Source organism: Paenibacillus sp. J5C2022, from assembly GCF_025567625.1.
Classification (GTDB): domain Bacteria; phylum Bacillota; class Bacilli; order Paenibacillales; family Paenibacillaceae; genus Pristimantibacillus.
Genome location: NZ_JAOQJC010000017.1, coordinates 1 through 15,391, shown reverse-complemented (window position 1 = coordinate 15,391; position 15,391 = coordinate 1). Strand labels below are relative to the sequence as shown.

Annotated in this window: 20 protein-coding genes; all 20 read left to right on the top strand. The window is 51.7% G+C overall.

Going from position 1 to position 15,391, the window contains the following annotated elements; translation table 11 throughout:
- The first annotated feature begins 25 nt into the window (after window positions 1–25).
- The 20 genes from ypeB (at window position 26) to M6D81_RS14990 (ending at window position 15,163) form a co-directional block, all read left to right on the top strand.
- Window positions 26–1,381, top strand: a complete 1,356-nt coding sequence (gene ypeB, locus M6D81_RS15085; RefSeq protein WP_262677739.1) for a germination protein YpeB — start codon at window positions 26–28, stop codon at window positions 1,379–1,381.
- 84 nt (window positions 1,382–1,465) lie between these two features.
- The gene (locus M6D81_RS15080) at window positions 1,466–2,122 is read left to right on the top strand and encodes a flagellar brake protein (protein WP_262677738.1); all 657 of its coding nucleotides are present in this window, start codon (window positions 1,466–1,468) and stop codon (window positions 2,120–2,122) included.
- Between the two features lie 61 nt (window positions 2,123–2,183).
- A complete protein-coding gene (locus tag M6D81_RS15075; RefSeq protein WP_262677737.1) occupies window positions 2,184–2,387 on the top strand; it encodes a hypothetical protein in 204 nt (67 codons plus the stop codon).
- 147 nt (window positions 2,388–2,534) lie between these two features.
- Complete coding sequence (gene cmk / locus M6D81_RS15070; protein ID WP_262677736.1) at window positions 2,535–3,230, top strand: (d)CMP kinase; 696 nt, start codon at window positions 2,535–2,537, stop codon at window positions 3,228–3,230.
- A 3-nt stretch (window positions 3,231–3,233) separates the two neighbouring features.
- Window positions 3,234–3,806, top strand: coding sequence for a lysophospholipid acyltransferase family protein (locus M6D81_RS15065; RefSeq protein ID WP_262677735.1), 573 nt, complete (start codon window positions 3,234–3,236; stop codon window positions 3,804–3,806).
- Window positions 3,807–3,889: 83 nt separating this feature from the next.
- The gene (gene rpsA, locus M6D81_RS15060; RefSeq protein WP_262677734.1) at window positions 3,890–5,134 is read left to right on the top strand and encodes a 30S ribosomal protein S1; all 1,245 of its coding nucleotides are present in this window, start codon (window positions 3,890–3,892) and stop codon (window positions 5,132–5,134) included.
- A gap of 76 nt (window positions 5,135–5,210) precedes the next feature.
- Entirely contained in the window at window positions 5,211–5,861 is a 651-nt protein-coding gene (locus M6D81_RS15055; protein ID WP_262677733.1) for a YphA family membrane protein, read from the top strand.
- Between the two features lie 2 nt (window positions 5,862–5,863).
- Complete coding sequence (locus M6D81_RS15050) at window positions 5,864–6,781, top strand: YIEGIA family protein (protein WP_262677732.1); 918 nt, start codon at window positions 5,864–5,866, stop codon at window positions 6,779–6,781.
- A complete protein-coding gene (locus M6D81_RS15045) occupies window positions 6,774–6,956 on the top strand; it encodes a capping complex subunit for YIEGIA (protein WP_262677731.1) in 183 nt (60 codons plus the stop codon). Before M6D81_RS15050 ends, M6D81_RS15045 begins: the two co-directional genes overlap by 8 nt.
- A 95-nt stretch (window positions 6,957–7,051) precedes the next feature.
- A complete protein-coding gene (gene der / locus M6D81_RS15040; RefSeq protein ID WP_262677730.1) occupies window positions 7,052–8,374 on the top strand; it encodes a ribosome biogenesis GTPase Der in 1,323 nt (440 codons plus the stop codon).
- A 12-nt stretch (window positions 8,375–8,386) separates the two neighbouring features.
- A complete protein-coding gene (plsY, locus tag M6D81_RS15035; RefSeq protein WP_262677729.1) occupies window positions 8,387–8,986 on the top strand; it encodes a glycerol-3-phosphate 1-O-acyltransferase PlsY in 600 nt (199 codons plus the stop codon).
- Between the two features lie 6 nt (window positions 8,987–8,992).
- The gene (locus M6D81_RS15030) at window positions 8,993–10,021 is read left to right on the top strand and encodes an NAD(P)H-dependent glycerol-3-phosphate dehydrogenase (RefSeq protein ID WP_262677728.1); all 1,029 of its coding nucleotides are present in this window, start codon (window positions 8,993–8,995) and stop codon (window positions 10,019–10,021) included.
- A 71-nt stretch (window positions 10,022–10,092) separates the two neighbouring features.
- Window positions 10,093–10,368 carry a stage VI sporulation protein F gene (locus M6D81_RS15025; protein WP_262677727.1) on the top strand — a complete coding sequence of 92 codons (276 nt, stop codon included), beginning with the start codon at window positions 10,093–10,095 and terminating at the stop codon, window positions 10,366–10,368.
- Between the two features lie 97 nt (window positions 10,369–10,465).
- The gene (locus M6D81_RS15020) at window positions 10,466–10,645 is read left to right on the top strand and encodes a DUF2768 domain-containing protein (protein ID WP_262677726.1); all 180 of its coding nucleotides are present in this window, start codon (window positions 10,466–10,468) and stop codon (window positions 10,643–10,645) included.
- A 57-nt stretch (window positions 10,646–10,702) separates the two neighbouring features.
- Window positions 10,703–10,999 (top strand): 2Fe-2S iron-sulfur cluster-binding protein, encoded by a 297-nt coding sequence (locus tag M6D81_RS15015; protein ID WP_262677725.1) that lies wholly within the window; start codon window positions 10,703–10,705, stop codon window positions 10,997–10,999.
- A gap of 21 nt (window positions 11,000–11,020) precedes the next feature.
- Window positions 11,021–11,626, top strand: coding sequence for a nucleotidyltransferase family protein (locus tag M6D81_RS15010; RefSeq protein WP_262677724.1), 606 nt, complete (start codon window positions 11,021–11,023; stop codon window positions 11,624–11,626).
- Window positions 11,611–11,964 (top strand): 2Fe-2S iron-sulfur cluster-binding protein, encoded by a 354-nt coding sequence (locus M6D81_RS15005; RefSeq protein ID WP_262677723.1) that lies wholly within the window; start codon window positions 11,611–11,613, stop codon window positions 11,962–11,964. The genes M6D81_RS15010 and M6D81_RS15005 overlap by 16 nt, the downstream gene beginning before the upstream one ends.
- Before the next feature lie 19 nt (window positions 11,965–11,983).
- Window positions 11,984–12,730 (top strand): hypothetical protein, encoded by a 747-nt coding sequence (locus M6D81_RS15000; protein ID WP_262677722.1) that lies wholly within the window; start codon window positions 11,984–11,986, stop codon window positions 12,728–12,730.
- A 277-nt stretch (window positions 12,731–13,007) separates the two neighbouring features.
- A complete protein-coding gene (gene spoIVA / locus M6D81_RS14995; protein WP_262677721.1) occupies window positions 13,008–14,486 on the top strand; it encodes a stage IV sporulation protein A in 1,479 nt (492 codons plus the stop codon).
- A 401-nt stretch (window positions 14,487–14,887) separates the two neighbouring features.
- Window positions 14,888–15,163: an HU family DNA-binding protein gene (locus M6D81_RS14990; RefSeq protein ID WP_262677720.1), complete on the top strand. Its 276-nt coding sequence runs from the start codon at window positions 14,888–14,890 to the stop codon at window positions 15,161–15,163.
- Window positions 15,164–15,391: the final 228 nt, after the last annotated feature.

The following is a 15,391-nucleotide window of genomic DNA, read 5'->3' as shown; positions in this document are numbered from 1 at the left end:
TGGCAATAGAAAGGAGTTTTTGCGTATGTACAGAAAAATAAGCGCGGTTCTGTTCCCCATTGTCACTGTAATGCTGATTGGATCTGTCTATTGGGGCTATCAGATGCAGCAGGATAAAAGTCAACTGTTAATAAAAGCGGAAAATCAGTATCAGCGGGCATTTCATAACTTGACGTCTCATGTGGAGAAGCTTCATGAGCAGCTAGGCAATACACTGGCGGTCAATTCCACATCGAAAGGGTTTCATCAGAAAGGGCTTGTCAACGTCTGGCGGCTGACAAGCGAAGCGCAAAATGAAATAAGCCAGCTGCCGCTAAGCTATTTGCCCTTTACAGAGACGGAAAACTTCCTGTCGCATATTTCCAACTTCGCCTATAAGACCGCTGTGAGGGACTTGACGAAGAAGCCGCTGTCGGAGGCGGAGTTCAAAACGTTAAAAACGCTGTACGAGAAATCGGACGAAATCGCAAAAGATTTGCATCATATGCAGCAGGACGTCCTCTCGGACAATTTGCGGTGGATGGACGTGGAGCTTGCGATCGCCGCCGAGGAAGCAAACGGAAACAATATGGTTGTACAAGGGCTGAGAGGCGTCGATGAAAAGGTGGGCGAATATCCTGAGCTGGACTGGGGCCCGTCCGTCATGAGCATGTACGAGAAGCGTTCCATGAAAATGCTGAGCGGCGATATGATGAACAACGAGGAAATCAGGAAGCGTGCATCATCGTTTGTTCAGGTGGACCCCTCCATGGTGGAGGTCAGCGAGAATGGCAAAGGGACAGAGTATGCTTCTTTCTCTGCAGTCGTGAAAGGCGATGACAATGGCAACGGCAATGTGCAGATGGACTTTGCCCAAAGGGGCGGAGCGTTAATCTCGTATATGAGAACGCGAGCTGTCGATAAGAAGTCCATTGATTTCCCAAAAGCGAAGGCAGCCGCAGATCAATTCCTGCAAAAGCACGGATTCAAAAATATGCAAGCCGTCACCTACGACGAGTACCATCAAAACGGCGTATTCACCTACGTCGAATCCCAGAACGACGTGCTGGTCTATCCCGACAAAGTAACGGTTAAGATTGCTCTGGACAACGGAGAAGCGGTCGGACTGCAAGCCAGCGATTATGTGTTCCAGCATCGGAAGAGGGATATGCCGGGACCTGTACTGACCAAGGCGGAAGCTCGTAAGTCAATTAATCCGGAGCTGAAAGTGAAAGATGAGCGTCTGGCGCTCATCAAAGGCGATAGCGGAGATGAGGTTCTCTGTTATGAATTTGTAGGCGGCATCAACGGCTCCTTGTATCGTGTATATATTAATGCGGAAACGGGATTAGAGGAATCCGTGGAGATTATATCCGCCGAGGATGTGCAGGCAGCTTCGTAAAAGCCGGGAATCAGCCCCAATAAATCAATGATAGCTCCCTTCCCAATGACATGCTATAATGCTGTAGTATGGGAGGGGAGCTAGTTGTTGCCTAAAGTCAATCAGATGCTGTATTTCCAGATCGCTTCATCCGATGAAGCGGAAGCTGCGGTCGTATACAAGTCCCGTATTGCCGACGAAGAAGATCAGGCACTACATATTGAATATCCTATCAGCGAATCCAGCGGGCGCATGAAACGGCTTTTTCTGGGGGATGAGCTATCCGTTTATTTCATGACCGGAGATGGCGTGAAGCACTTTTTCGATTCCCACGTGATCGGGTTCAAGGAAGAAGAAGGTTTGAAGCTGGTCAAGCTGATGAAGCCGGACCCGGAACGTATGACCAAAGTACAAAGGCGAAGCTTCTTGCGCGTCCCTGCCGAACTCGAGCTTGCCGTGAAATTCTCCGATCACATTCGCTTCTTGTGCCATACAGACGATATAGGAGGCGGAGGCATCTCATTCCTATGCGATAACAAGTGGTCGTTCCAGCAAGAACAGCAGATCGAATGCTGGCTGCTCGTACCGTTCAAGAATGGTTCGGTGGAGCATGTCCCGTTCAAAGCCGAGGTCGTTCGCATTAATTTGCTTCAATCCGGACGCAAGCAGGTAATGATCAAGTTTATCGCCATTAGCGATACGGAACGTCAGAAAATTATTCGATTCTGCTTCGAAAAGCAGCTGGAGTATCGGAATAGATGAATAGTCTGCAAGAAAAACAAGCATCCTAACGACCAACAGTCGGGTTTGGGAGGCATTTTTCATGTGGACAAGATTCCGCAGGGGCGAGGATCGGAGACGCGATTCCGCCGTGCTGCTGATCGACAGAATTTGCAGATTAATAGGGAACGGCATTCTCATTTTCTTTATTCTGCTTCTTGTCGCACAGGCTGTGACGCAAATAGACGTTGTCCGTTACTGGATAACGAATGTTGAGAAATGGGAAGGCATCCGGTTGCCAAGGTAAGAAAGGAACGCTGACGGGGGAGATCGTCTTTTGCATCCCAATCCAATCTGTGGTATAATTTTCACGTCGCAGGCAATGCCTGCTTTTTGTTTGACTAAGCGGATTGATGGGGAAGGCCGTCTTGAACTTAAAGGGGGTTGGCTGTAAGTGACGCAACAGACTGGTGACTGCAACCGCATCAATATCGCAATTGACGGGCCGGCAGGCGCGGGCAAGAGCACGGTTGCAAGACTTGTCGCCGGGCAACTGGGTTATATATATATCGACACAGGCGCGATGTATAGAGCCGTTACGTTAAGCGCGCAGCGCTTGGCTATTGCCGCCGATCAGGAAGAAGCCCTGACCTTGCTTCTGGAGAAGCTGGATATTGCGTTAATACGGGGCGCAGAGGGACAATCCGTCCTTGTCAACTCCGAGGATGTCACGACAGATATCCGTTCCTTGGAAGTTACCCGTGAGGTGTCCTATTACGCTGCGTCACCATCCGTTAGACAAGTGCTGGCCGGACTGCAGAGAGAGATGGCCGCCCGCAAGGGAGTCGTCATGGACGGCAGGGATATCGGCACGCATGTGCTGCCGGATGCAGAAGTGAAGGTGTTCTTGACCGCTTCCGCGAAGGAGAGAGCACAGCGGCGCTTCAAGGAGCTTGACCATGCTGATATAAGCCTGGAAGAGCTGGAAGCGGAGATCGCGAAGCGGGATTCCCTGGATGCGAAGCGGGAGATTGCGCCGCTTATTCAAGCGGATGACGCTTATGTGCTGGACAGCAGCGGGATGACAATCGACGAAGTGGTTGACGACATTATCCGCATATGCCGAACCAAATTGGCGGAGGCGAAGTAAACTATGCTATACGTCTTTTTTCGCGGGCTGCTTGCCATCATTTATAAGCTCATTTTTCGTCTGGAGGCGCAAGGGCTTGAGAACATTCCCGACGAGGGAGCCGTTATTCTGGCTTCCAATCACATCAGCAATTTCGATCCGCCAACGGTGGGCATCTATGTGAAGCGCAAGGTCCATTTCATGGCGAAGGAAGAATTGTTCAAGGTTCCCGTATTCGGGCCGCTGATTACAGCCTTCGGCGCATTCCCTGTAAAGCGGGGAGGAGTCAGCAAGGATGCCATCAAGTCGGCTATTACCCTGCTGGATTCCGGCAAGGTGATGGGCATATTCCCGGAGGGAACAAGGGGCGCTTCAGGCGCCGCCAAGAAGGGAGCCGCTATGATCGCATTGCGGAGCGACGCGAAGGTCGTGCCCGTAGCTATCAAGGGCGGATATAAGCCCTTCCGCAAGATGTACGTTTGCTATGGCGAGCCGATTACATTATCTGCTATCATTGACGCTTCATCCACCGATAAGCTCGAGCAAGCGACAGAGGTCATTATGGCCGCAATAAAAAAGCTTTCATCAAACAGTTAACGAATCGTTTTAAATGCCGTATACTAAATCATGTTATGCGGATTTAAATAAAGTTGGGGTATGAACTGAGGAGGTTATTTCAAATGTCAGAAGAAATCAATGTGCAAGAATCCGTTGCAGAGGAAGTTACGCAAGACGCAATGGACAACATGGTGACGCTGAAGAAGGGCGACACAGTGAAGGGTACAATCGTCAAAATTGAAGACAACCAAGCTTACGTAAGCCTTGGATATAAATATGACGGTATCATTCAGCTTCGCGATCTGTCCGCTGTCCAACTGGAGAATGCAACGGACGCAGTGGAAATCGGCCAAGAGGTTGAAGTGAAGGTTGTCAGCATCGACGACAATAAAGAGAGCCTCATTCTTTCCAAGAAGCTTGTCGACGGCGAGAAAGCTTGGGATGAACTGGAGCAACGCTTCGAAAGCGGTGAAGTGTTCGAAGTAATCGTAGCCGACGTTGTCAAGGGCGGTCTTGTCGTTGACGTTGGCGTTCGCGGATTCATTCCTGCTTCCATGGTTGAGCGCCATTTCGTTGAAGACTTCAGCGATTACAAGGGCCGTACCCTTCGCGTCAAAGTGAAAGAAATTGACCGCGAGAACAATAAAGTGATCTTGTCCGCGAAGGAAGTGCTGGAAGCGGAATTCGAGCAGAAGAAGCAAGAAGTGATGTCTTCGCTGGAAGTAGGTCAAGAGCTGGAAGGAACTGTACAACGCTTGACGCCATTCGGAGCATTCGTCGATATCGGCGGAGTTGACGGACTTGTTCACGTATCCGAGCTGTCCTGGCAGCATGTGGCGCATCCTAAGGATGTCGTAGCCGAAGGCCAGTCCGTTAAGGTGAAGGTATTGAAGGTAGACCCTGCAGCGGGCAAAATCAGCCTCAGCGTGAAAGCGGCACAGCCAGGACCTTGGGAAACGGCTGCTGACCAATTCAAAACAGGCGATATCGTAACAGGTACTGTACGCCGCATCGTTTCCTTTGGCGCATTTGTTGAGATTGCACCGGGCGTGGAGGGACTTGTTCACATCTCTCAAATCGCACATCAACACATTGCGACTCCTTATGAAGTGTTGAAGGAAGGGCAAGAAGTATCCGCTAAAGTCCTTGATTTCAACGCAGCTGAGAAGCGCGTTAGCCTAAGCATCAAGGAAACGGAAGAAGCTCCGGAAGATCTGGCTCCAAGCGCTAGACCAGAGCGAGGTCCGCGTGCTCCACGTGCTCCTAAGGTGGAGGACATCAACAACCCTAATGTCAGCTTGAACAGCTCCAGCATGAGCTACTCGCTCGGCGAGCGCTTTGGCGACAAGCTTAGCAAGTTGAAGTAATCGTTTATACTAATCAAGGCTATTCCCGCTTTAGGGAATAGCCTTTTTGTATTGGCGCATAATAGGGGAACGAAAGGTGGTTCCGATTGCCATGGTGGCAGGTTACGCAAGCACTCTTTTTCTTATGATTGGCATCATTCTTCTCGCTACGGGCTGGCGCAGCCACTTCTTTCCGGGTATCGGGAGGCATATATTTTGGCTGATGCTGCTAGTATTCATAATTGTAATCAAGCTTCCTCTATGGATTGACCCGTTCCCGGCTAATGAGGGACCTATCATTCATGCAGCGGTAGTCATGCTGCTGGTCGCAAGCTCGGTCGGCTTGTATAAGGGGAGGCGAGAGACGGCGATTGGCTACGAAGCGTTATGTGTATTGATGCTGGCACTCGTATGGGCTAGCTTGCGTTCGCTTTATGCGCATGATCCTATGTTTCATTGGGTTTCACCCGAGGCGGATGCACCGCTGCTATGCGGATTTCTGAGCAGTGTGTTCGCCTCCTCTTACAGGCAGCAATTCGCTCAGCTCAGCTGGGGATGCGCACTTGCTTCCTTGTTGCTCGCTCTGCAGCAGTATAGCGGCGCGCTGATCGGCTCCGCGCAATGGTGGGATGAGTTATGCACAGCGATCGCGGCAGGAATAGTATGCACAGCCGGCATCAAGGCATGGCAGCGAATTCTCTCTTGGCTTAACGGGGCATTGTTCTATAAGAATAGGGGGTCGTCATAGCGATGATGCTGTTTTTGGAGGAGAACAAATACTTGCTGGGCGTGCTGAGCGGGATTGTTATTGGCGTCATTGCTCGCATCCTGCTGCTCAAGACGGATTATCGGCAATATCCGACATATCCGCATGGACGAATCATTCATATTTCTCTCGGCGTCATTGCAGCCGCGCTTGGAGCGGTCGCTGTGCCTGCCTTGTTCAAGAAGGATTACACGGCGATTACGTTCCTGACGCTGGCTGCCCAGCAATTCCGTGATGTCAGGAAGATGGAGCGGGAAACGTTGACGAAGATCGACAGTCTGGAGCTTGTAAGCCGAGGGGCAACTTATATTGAAGGAATTGCGATGGTATTCGAAGGCCGCAATTATCTGGTGATCATGTCGGCGCTCGTCACCAGCTTGTTCGCGATCATGTTCCAGGTATGGTATGGGCTCGCCGCCGGTCTCATTACTCTGCTCATTGTCATGAAGCTGAAGTCCGGGCATAACATCTCGCATATTGCCAAGGTCCATCAAGGAATCGTGAAGGTCGACGGTCCGGACTTGTTCGTCGATGATATCTACATTATGAATGTCGGATTGAAGACGAATCAGGATATTATAACCGAACGCGGAGCGGGGTACGTACTGACGCCTGTCAATCCGAACGCGAGAGCGACCCTCAGCAATCTGGGGCAGCGCCAGGCGATACTCTACGATCTCGCAACGATCATGGGAGTATATCGCGACGATGGGGAACCGGCTCTTATCCCGATGGCGAAGCTGGATATGAACGATGGCCGCCTGGCCGTATTTTTCATCCCTCAAGACCATAGCTCCTGGAAGGGGACGGAAGTTATCCTTCGCGTGCCGATTCTGGAGTCTGCAGTAAGAATGCCGACAGAATCACCGGTCAATCAGAAAGGAGCGGGTGAGCATGGCTGACATTGTTGCCGTTGTTACAATGAACAGGGATTTCGTAGCTGGAGGGGGAGCCCCCGTATTCATCATGCAGAGTGAGAAGGGGCTTCAGGAGGTGGCTTTTCTCCTTGAGAAAATTATGGACGCAAGCGCTCACGATTTAAAGAACGGCACGATTATTATTGTGGACCATCAATAAATTATTCCCTCTTGTGCGACGAAAGGTTAGCCAAGCTCGCACTTTTTTGCTATGATGATTTACGTGAGAATTGTTGAAGGAGTGAAAAACCAATTATGGCAAGACCCGTTATCGCCATCGTCGGACGACCGAATGTGGGCAAGTCTACCATATTCAATCGGGTAATCGGTGATCGGCTGGCAATTGTAGAAGATAAGCCAGGTGTAACGCGTGACCGTCTATACGGCACAGGAGAATGGAACGGAAAGCCATTCAGCATAATCGATACCGGAGGCATTGAGATCGACGGCGAGGATGAAATATTGAAGTCTGTCCGCATGCAAGCGGAGTTGGCTATTGAAGAGGCGGATGTCATCATATTCATGGTGGATGCCAAAACGGGGCTGACGCATGCCGATGACGAGGTCGCACAGCTATTGTTCCGTTCGCGCAAGCCGGTTGTCGTAGCCGTGAATAAAGTGGACAACGAGCACCGGATGGATGAAGTGTACGAATTCTACGGACTGGGCTTCGGCCAGCCGGTCCCCGTATCCGGCTCGCACGGGCTTGGTCTTGGCGACCTCCTGGATGCGGCAACCGACCTGATTCCTGAGCTGGAGGACGACGGCTATGACGACGACGTCATACGCGTCGCCTTGATCGGAAGGCCGAATGTTGGAAAGTCATCGCTTGTGAACGCGCTGTTGGGCGAAGATCGTGTTATCGTCAGCAATGTGGCGGGAACGACTCGGGATGCGATCGATACGCCGTTCGAGCGCGACGGCCAGAAGTATGTGCTGATCGATACTGCAGGCATGCGCAAGCGGGGCAAAGTGTATGAGACGACGGAGAAGTACAGCGTCATGCGCGCCATGAAAGCGATTGAACGCGCAGATGTCGTGCTGGTGCTTATTAACGGCGAGGAAGGCATTATCGAGCAGGACAAGCATATTGCCGGCTACGCGCATGAAGCGGGCAAAGCGTCCATATTCGTCGTCAATAAGTGGGATGTTGTGGATAAGGACGACAAGACCATGCAGCAATTCATGGCGAAGGTGAGAGACCATTTCCTGTTCATGCAATATGCGCCGATCGTCTTTCTGTCTGCACTTACCAAGTCCAGACTGCATAAGCTGCTGCCCGTCGTCAACTATGTATCGGAGCAGCATGCGTTGCGCATTCAGACCCATCTGCTCAACGATGTCGTATCGGATGCAGTCGCAATCAATCCTCCGCCATCTGACAAAGGGAAACGTCTGCGCATCAATTATGTCACGCAGGTATCGACGAAGCCGCCAACCATTGTATGTTTCGTCAATGATCCAGAGCTGATGCATTTCTCTTATGAACGTTACCTGGAGAACAAGATTCGCGCCGCATTCCAGTTCGATGGAACTCCGGTGCGCATTTATACGAGACGGAAATCAGACGAAGACTAGGGGAGAAGAAGCTTGGTGCTAGAAATTTTGGCCGTAGTGCTTAGTTACTTGATAGGTTCGGTATCATTCAGCATTGTAATTGCCAAGTGGGTCAAGGGCATCGACATCCGCCAGCACGGAAGCGGCAACGCGGGCGCCACGAATACGCTGCGCGTACTGGGGAAAGGACCGGGCCTGATGGTATTCGCCCTCGATATCGTAAAGGGCATCGGAGCGGTCTTGATCGGCCACGCTGCCAGCAACAACGGCTGGGTTCCTGTATTGTGCGGCCTCGCGGCAATCATCGGCCACAACTGGCCCATCTATTTCCGCTTTAAGGGCGGCAAGGGCATCGCAACGACGGTAGGCGTCATCGCGACGCTTGCTTTCTGGCCGGCGCTGTGCGCGGGCATCGTGGCGATCATCTCGATCGCCATTACCCGGTATGTCTCTCTCGGTTCGCTGTTGTTCGCCTTGCTCACACCGATCTTTATTATCCTATTTCAGTACTCACTGCCGTTGTTCGCAGGTGCATTAATCATTACCCTGTTCGCATTCGTTCGTCATCGCAGCAATATCGGCAAGCTGCTGCAAGGGACTGAGAATAAGCTGGGCGTGAAGAAGGGAGCGTGACGCAGCGTGGAACAGCATCAACAAGCTAAGCGGGCGGCTGTGCTCGTCGCAGGCAGTTGGGGTACGGCTTTGGCCTCCGTCCTTGCGGCGAACGGTTATCGGGTCTCATTATGGACGCGCAACGCCGTACAAGCTGAAGAGATCAATTCGCGGCGCCGCAACGACAAGTATTTGCCGGGATGCGAGCTTCCCGGCGGAATTCTGGCCACAACGGATATGCGGACAGCGCTTGACGGGGCGGAGCTGTGCTTGTTCGTCGCGCCATCCGGGGCGATGAGGGAAGTAGCCAGGCAGGCGGCGCCGCATCTTCAACCGGATATGCTGTGCATACATGCGACGAAGGGATTCGAGAGCGAGAGTCTGAAGCCGATGTCGCTGGTGCTCTCCGAGGAACTGGGCCGGAGCCGATCAAGCATCGTCGTATTGTCAGGACCGAGTCATGCGGAGGAAGTCATCCGCAGGCAGCCTACAACGGTCGTCGTGGCATCCGAGGATATTGCCATGGCGGAGAAAGCGCAGGATGCGTTCATGAATAGCGATTTCCGGGTCTATACGAACAAGGATCTGGTCGGAGTGGAAGTAGCAGGCGCCATTAAGAATATTATCGCGTTGGGGGCGGGGCTCACCGACGGGTTGCAGTTCGGCGACAATGCCAAGGCAGCGCTCATTACTCGCGGGTTGGCGGAGATCGGCAGGCTGGGAGCGGCTATGGGCGCCAATCCGTTAACGTTCGCAGGCTTGGCTGGCGTTGGTGATCTTGTCGTCACCTGTACGAGCAAGCATAGCCGCAATTGGCGCGCAGGTTATATGCTGGCCGACGGAACGCCGCTCAGCGAGGTGTTGGATAAGATGGGCATGGTCGTCGAAGGCGTGAGAACGACGAAGGCGGCTTACCTGCTTGCGCAGCAGTACGAAGTAGATATGCCGATCACGTCTCAACTGCACGAGGTGCTCTTCCAGGGCAAGCAGCCCCGCGAGGCGGTATCCCACCTCATGGGAAGATTGAAGACGCATGAAATGGAAGTGATAGGCTAACCGCCTACACCAATGTACTGCCCTCTTCATATGATGCTAAGTACTCATATGGCTTAAGGAGGGTGGATAATTTGTCGAAAGGTATTCCTAAGGACGTATTGAGCGCTATCAATAAGAAAGCTGGCAAAAATATATCCGAAAACGCCGTCAAAAAATTGGCAGGTACAGTAGATGCCAACACATTCTCCGACGAAGCGGAGCTGCGCAAGCTAATTAAGCGGGTTGCGGATATGGCGAAAATAAAAGTACCGGATTCCACGATGAACGATATTGTCAAAGCGGTAAAAGCAAGCGGCATGAGTCCGTCTAGTATGGAATCCCTGATCAAAATGATGATAAAAAAGTGATCATGCTTTCGACAAATGCCGGCAACTTGATGAAGGGGATATCCGCTTCGTCTGCCGGCGTTTGTCCTTTTCAGTGTGACAGGTGGGAGAATGACTTATGGATCCGATGACAAAAATGTGGGTTTCTTTTTTGGGCATAGGCCTGATGGCGATTGCAGCTGTCGTCATTACGTTCGCAAGGTTGAAGACAAAAGGATTCGTTCGAATCATTTTGTCGATTGTCGCCTTTTTTTGTTTGCTGCTAGGTTTTATTTATGGATTCTTCTCCATTATATAAAGTTTATTGGCATACATAAATCGACAGCATACGAGATCAGAAAAGGAGCATGAGAAGATGATTGTTCTAACAGGCAAAACGAAAACGGCCGAGGTGGAAGCGGAAGCGGGTCTGAGCTTGCTTGATCTTGCCATGAAACACGAAGTCGACTGGAGCTTCTCTTGTACGCGTGGCACATGCGCGCGTTGTCGCTGCCTCGTGACCGAAGGCATGGCATTTTTGGAAGAGGTAACGGACGCAGAGTGGGATCGGCTGGAGCCCGAAGAATTAGATGAAGGCTATAGACTCGGTTGCCAAGCTATCGTGCGGGAAGGCGCTGGACGAATCGTAGCTGCTAATAAGACCTATTTCTAGGTCATGGAAAGGGATGTCGGGATGAACGACGTCAATCGGGTGCAACGGGCATTGGCTGCCATTGCCGAAGCGGCGGGGCGCTCGAAATGGGTAGTCGGCGGAAGTGCAGGCTTATTGTTGCGAGGATTGCCGTTGTCGCCGAACGATGTGGACATTTATTGCGACGATGAGGATGTAGCATCTCTTCATCACGCGTTAAGGGAATATGCCGTCGACCAGCCGGAGCACAGCACAACGGCAATCTATCGATCCCGGCTTGCTCATTACCGGATAGATGGCGTGTTCATTGAACTGGTGGGCGGATTTCGAGTCTCAGCATTGGGCTGCACCTATTCCATCAAGGTGAAGGAGCTTTTGATTCCGTATGCGCACCTTGTGCAATTGCCGGAAGCAACGGAGTACGTACACGTCGTCCCGCTGGCCCATGAGCTGCTGTTCAATGTACTGCGGGAGCGACAGGATCGCGTAACCCCGATCGCGGCCATGATGGAACGGGATCTTAAGCGTCACCTGCCCGCATTGGAAGCGCTGGAGAAGGATAATGCGATACCCGATGCAATGAGAATCCACATTCGCGAGATGATGTTTGGCATGAAAGCGGAGGTGCCGCTATGGAAGCAGAAGTAACCTTTCTTCCTTCTGGGCGTACCGTTCAAGTTCGCAGAGGGACCAGCTTGTTGGATGCAGCAAGAAGGGCAGGCGTGCACATACCGACCAGATGCGGCGGGAAAGCGGCATGCTTTATGTGCAAAGTCAAGGTAACCGGCGATAGCGAGCTTCTGCCGATAGGAGAAGCGGAGCGGCGCAAGCTGGCCGGCATGCAGGACCAGGCATTCCGATTGGCCTGTCAGGCGAGGGCGGCCGGGAAGGTGGAAGTGCACGTGCCATTGGACCCGCTTCGCGCAGCTGTGCAGAAGCAGCTTGAGCTGGCCCGCAATAAGAACAAGGATGATGAGCTTTGGTAGCCATGTGGAGGGCGGAGAGATGAGGGAAAGAAATAGCATGGGCCGATTGAGACATGCCGCTGTTGTAGCGTGTGTGGCTGGCATGGCGGTTTTGCTGGCAGGGTGCCTGTATCCGAAGGAGAATATGCAGCAGAACAGAGGAGCGGCGAATGAAGCCGTCCGCAATGTACAAGCTGCAGTGGATCAATATTTGGAAGTGACAGGGCTGCTGCCGATTCAGAACAGTACGCCCGATGTTCCGAAGTTCGAGAAATTTAAACTCAATTTTGCCAAGCTGCAGGCGAAGGAAATGATCGGGGAGATACCGTCCGTTGCTTTCGAGAAGGGCGGCAATTATTATTTTATCGTCATTGACGAGGAGAAGGACCCCAAGGTGAAGCTGATGGACATCGTCTCCATGCAGAAGGTGAACGATATTCAAATCTGGATGTATCAACACATACAGAATACGGGCGAGCTGCCCAAGCTGGAAGCGGTATACCCTGGATTCTATGAAATTGATTATAAGACTATGGGCAAAACAGCTCCCGTATTGAAGAGCGTTTACTCCGGACAAACATTAAGAGCTGTCGTGGACGAGTCCGGGGCGGTATATTTGGATTACGCGATTGACATTACGCAACAGCTGCAAAAAAACGGCGACGCCACTTTGATTGGAGAAGAAGACGACTTGCGCGATCTGCTGGTCGCTGCCTCCCCTTTCGTACCGGTGAAAGCTCCGGCATATCGCTTACGCGACGGCGAGCCGGTAGCTGTCCAGCCATAACAGATTGGCCCCAGACAGAAGAACCCTCTTGCAATCTTTTTGCCTGCAAGAGGGTTTTTGTCATGTTTGCGGCAGCAGGCTCATATATTTCAATCTTGGAAGGGAAGGCAGTCTTATAGGGAGGAAAAAAGATTTCGTAGACGGGATCGGCATAATTGGACAGTCTGAACAATAAGATGTTACTAGTCCAAAAAGTATGTACGAGTTGCGTCGCTGGCCTGCCCTCTTGTCCGGTGGAAGGCGGCGAACCGGAAAATCAATTGGGAGGGGATATTCAGTGGAGAAAGTAGACATTTTCAAGGACATTGCCGAACGTACCGGCGGGGATATTTACCTCGGCGTGGTCGGGGCGGTCCGGACGGGGAAATCAACATTTATTAAACGATTTATGGAGACGGTCGTACTTCCCAACATTGCCAATGAATCGGATCGCGTAAGAGCCGTTGATGAGCTCCCTCAAAGCGCCGCGGGTAAAACAATCATGACAACCGAGCCGAAATTCGTGCCAAACCAGGCTGTTCAGCTGCGCGTGGCCGAAGGGCTTGAAGTGAACGTAAGAATGGTGGATTGCGTCGGATATGCGGTTGAAGGAGCCAAGGGCTACGAGGACGAAAACGGTCCGCGCATGATTACGACGCCTTGGTACGATGAGCCGATTCCGTTCCAGGAGGCTGCCGAGATCGGCACGCGCAAAGTGATTCAAGAGCATTCCACTTTGGGGGTCGTCGTAACGACAGACGGCACAATTGCCGAAATTCCGAGAAGCTCTTACGTCGTGGCCGAGGAACGGGTCATCGAAGAACTGAAGGAAGTGGGCAAGCCGTTCGTCCTGATCATTAACTCAACTCGGCCGCGCAGCGATGAAACACAGCAGCTGCGCAGCGAGCTTCAAGCTAAATATGACATCCCCGTCATGGCGATGAGTGCCGCCACGATGGGAGAAGAGGAAGTCATGTCCGTCCTGCGCGAAGTGCTCTATGAATTCCCGGTTCACGAGGTGAATGTGAATCTGCCGAGCTGGGTTATGGTGCTGAACGACAAGCACTGGCTGCGCAGCAACTATGAAAATTCTGTTCGCGACACTGTGAAGGATATCCGCCGGTTAAGAGACGTAGACAGGGTAGTCAACCAGTTCATGGAATACGACTTCATCGCTCGTGCAGGATTAAGCGGGATGGATATGGGGCAAGGCGTTGCGGAGATCGATCTGTACGCTCCAGACGAATTGTATGATCGCATCTTGATGGAGGTAGTCGGCGTCGAGATTCGGGGCAAGGATCACTTGCTTCAGCTGATGCAGGAATTCTCCCATGCGAAGCGGGAATATGACCGGTTCGCAGAGGCGCTGGAGATGGTGAAGACGACTGGTTACGGCATTGCGGCACCATCGCTCGCCGAGATGGCGCTGGATGAGCCGGAGCTTATACGCCAAGGCTCGCGCTTCGGTGTCCGGCTAAAGGCGACTGCGCCATCCATCCATATGATTCGCGTCGATGTGGAGTCGGAATTTGCTCCGATCATCGGTACGGAGAAGCAAAGCGAAGAACTGGTCAGATACTTGATGCAGGACTTCGAGAACGATCCGATCAAAATATGGGAGTCCGACATTTTTGGCCGCTCCTTGCATTCTATCGTCCGGGAAGGCATTCAGGGCAAAATCGCGATGATGCCTGACAATGCGCGCTACAAGCTGCAAGAAACGTTGGGACGGATCATCAATGAAGGCTCCGGCGGCTTGATCGCTATCATTTTGTAGGATGCCGTGCACTAAGATTAAAATAATCAGGCCGTTTCGCTATTGGCGAAGCGGCCTGACTGCTTTTCATCGCCGGGGAGACAGGCAAATGACAAGAGGTGAGACGAACGAACTATAGACGGATGGCTGTTTTAAGTTGGAATAGGATATTTTGCCTAACGGATTTGGGGAGCGTGGCGATTGCCGCTTTTTTTATTCCGGTTTGCTCGGTTTTCTCTTGAAATTGCTTTTTGGCTGTATTAATATATGTTTGTTCGATCATGAGGTATATATTTCAAGTTTTCGGTGAATAAGAGGAAATATGAAGAGTATGATGCTTACGAAGTCAGTTTTGCTCCGCAAAACTAAGCTGATGCTTACGAAGTCAGTTTTGCTCCGCAAAACTATAAGGAGGTGAAATCATGAACAAAGCAGATCTGATCGCAAAAGTAACAGAGCTTACCGAGCTTCCGAAGAAAGATGCGACGAAAGCAGTTGACGCTGTATTCGAAGCGATCTCCGAAGCGCTACAGAACGGCGATAAAGTGCAGCTTGTCGGCTTCGGCAATTTCGAAGTGCGCGAGCGTCAAGCTCGCAAAGGCCGCAATCCTCAGACAGGTGAGGAGATTGATATTGCTGCCAGCAAGATGCCGGCGTTCAAACCCGGAAAATCTCTTAAGGACCTCGTATCCCAATAAAGCATAAACATTAAGGAACGCTCAAACCTGAACAAGTTTGAGCGTTTTTTTGTTACTACTTAGGTCCATTCGGTACGAGGCAAGCTTGGCGGGGCTATGTGAGCAAAATGAGCGATAGCGCACAATTCCCACTACTTTTCCGCTTCTATGTGACCATTTTGAGCGGTAGCTCCTACTTTTCGGCGGTACGAGGCACGCTTAATGGAGCTATGTGAGCAAAATGAGCGA

What these genes read in the sequence shown, in the direction of transcription:
- ypeB (WP_262677739.1), top strand. Translation starts at nt 26, where the DNA reads ATGTACAGAAAAATAAGCGCGGTTCTGTTCCCCATTGTCACTGTAATG.
- M6D81_RS15075 (WP_262677737.1), top strand. Translation starts at nt 2,184, where the DNA reads ATGTGGACAAGATTCCGCAGGGGCGAGGATCGGAGACGCGATTCCGCC.
- M6D81_RS15065 (WP_262677735.1), top strand. Translation starts at nt 3,234, where the DNA reads ATGCTATACGTCTTTTTTCGCGGGCTGCTTGCCATCATTTATAAGCTC.
- rpsA (WP_262677734.1), top strand. Translation starts at nt 3,890, where the DNA reads ATGTCAGAAGAAATCAATGTGCAAGAATCCGTTGCAGAGGAAGTTACG.
- M6D81_RS15050 (WP_262677732.1), top strand. Translation starts at nt 5,864, where the DNA reads ATGATGCTGTTTTTGGAGGAGAACAAATACTTGCTGGGCGTGCTGAGC.
- M6D81_RS15045 (WP_262677731.1), top strand. Translation starts at nt 6,774, where the DNA reads ATGGCTGACATTGTTGCCGTTGTTACAATGAACAGGGATTTCGTAGCT.
- der (WP_262677730.1), top strand. Translation starts at nt 7,052, where the DNA reads ATGGCAAGACCCGTTATCGCCATCGTCGGACGACCGAATGTGGGCAAG.
- M6D81_RS15020 (WP_262677726.1), top strand. Translation starts at nt 10,466, where the DNA reads ATGGATCCGATGACAAAAATGTGGGTTTCTTTTTTGGGCATAGGCCTG.
- M6D81_RS15015 (WP_262677725.1), top strand. Translation starts at nt 10,703, where the DNA reads ATGATTGTTCTAACAGGCAAAACGAAAACGGCCGAGGTGGAAGCGGAA.
- M6D81_RS15010 (WP_262677724.1), top strand. Translation starts at nt 11,021, where the DNA reads ATGAACGACGTCAATCGGGTGCAACGGGCATTGGCTGCCATTGCCGAA.
- M6D81_RS15005 (WP_262677723.1), top strand. Translation starts at nt 11,611, where the DNA reads ATGGAAGCAGAAGTAACCTTTCTTCCTTCTGGGCGTACCGTTCAAGTT.
- M6D81_RS15000 (WP_262677722.1), top strand. Translation starts at nt 11,984, where the DNA reads ATGAGGGAAAGAAATAGCATGGGCCGATTGAGACATGCCGCTGTTGTA.
- M6D81_RS14990 (WP_262677720.1), top strand. Translation starts at nt 14,888, where the DNA reads ATGAACAAAGCAGATCTGATCGCAAAAGTAACAGAGCTTACCGAGCTT.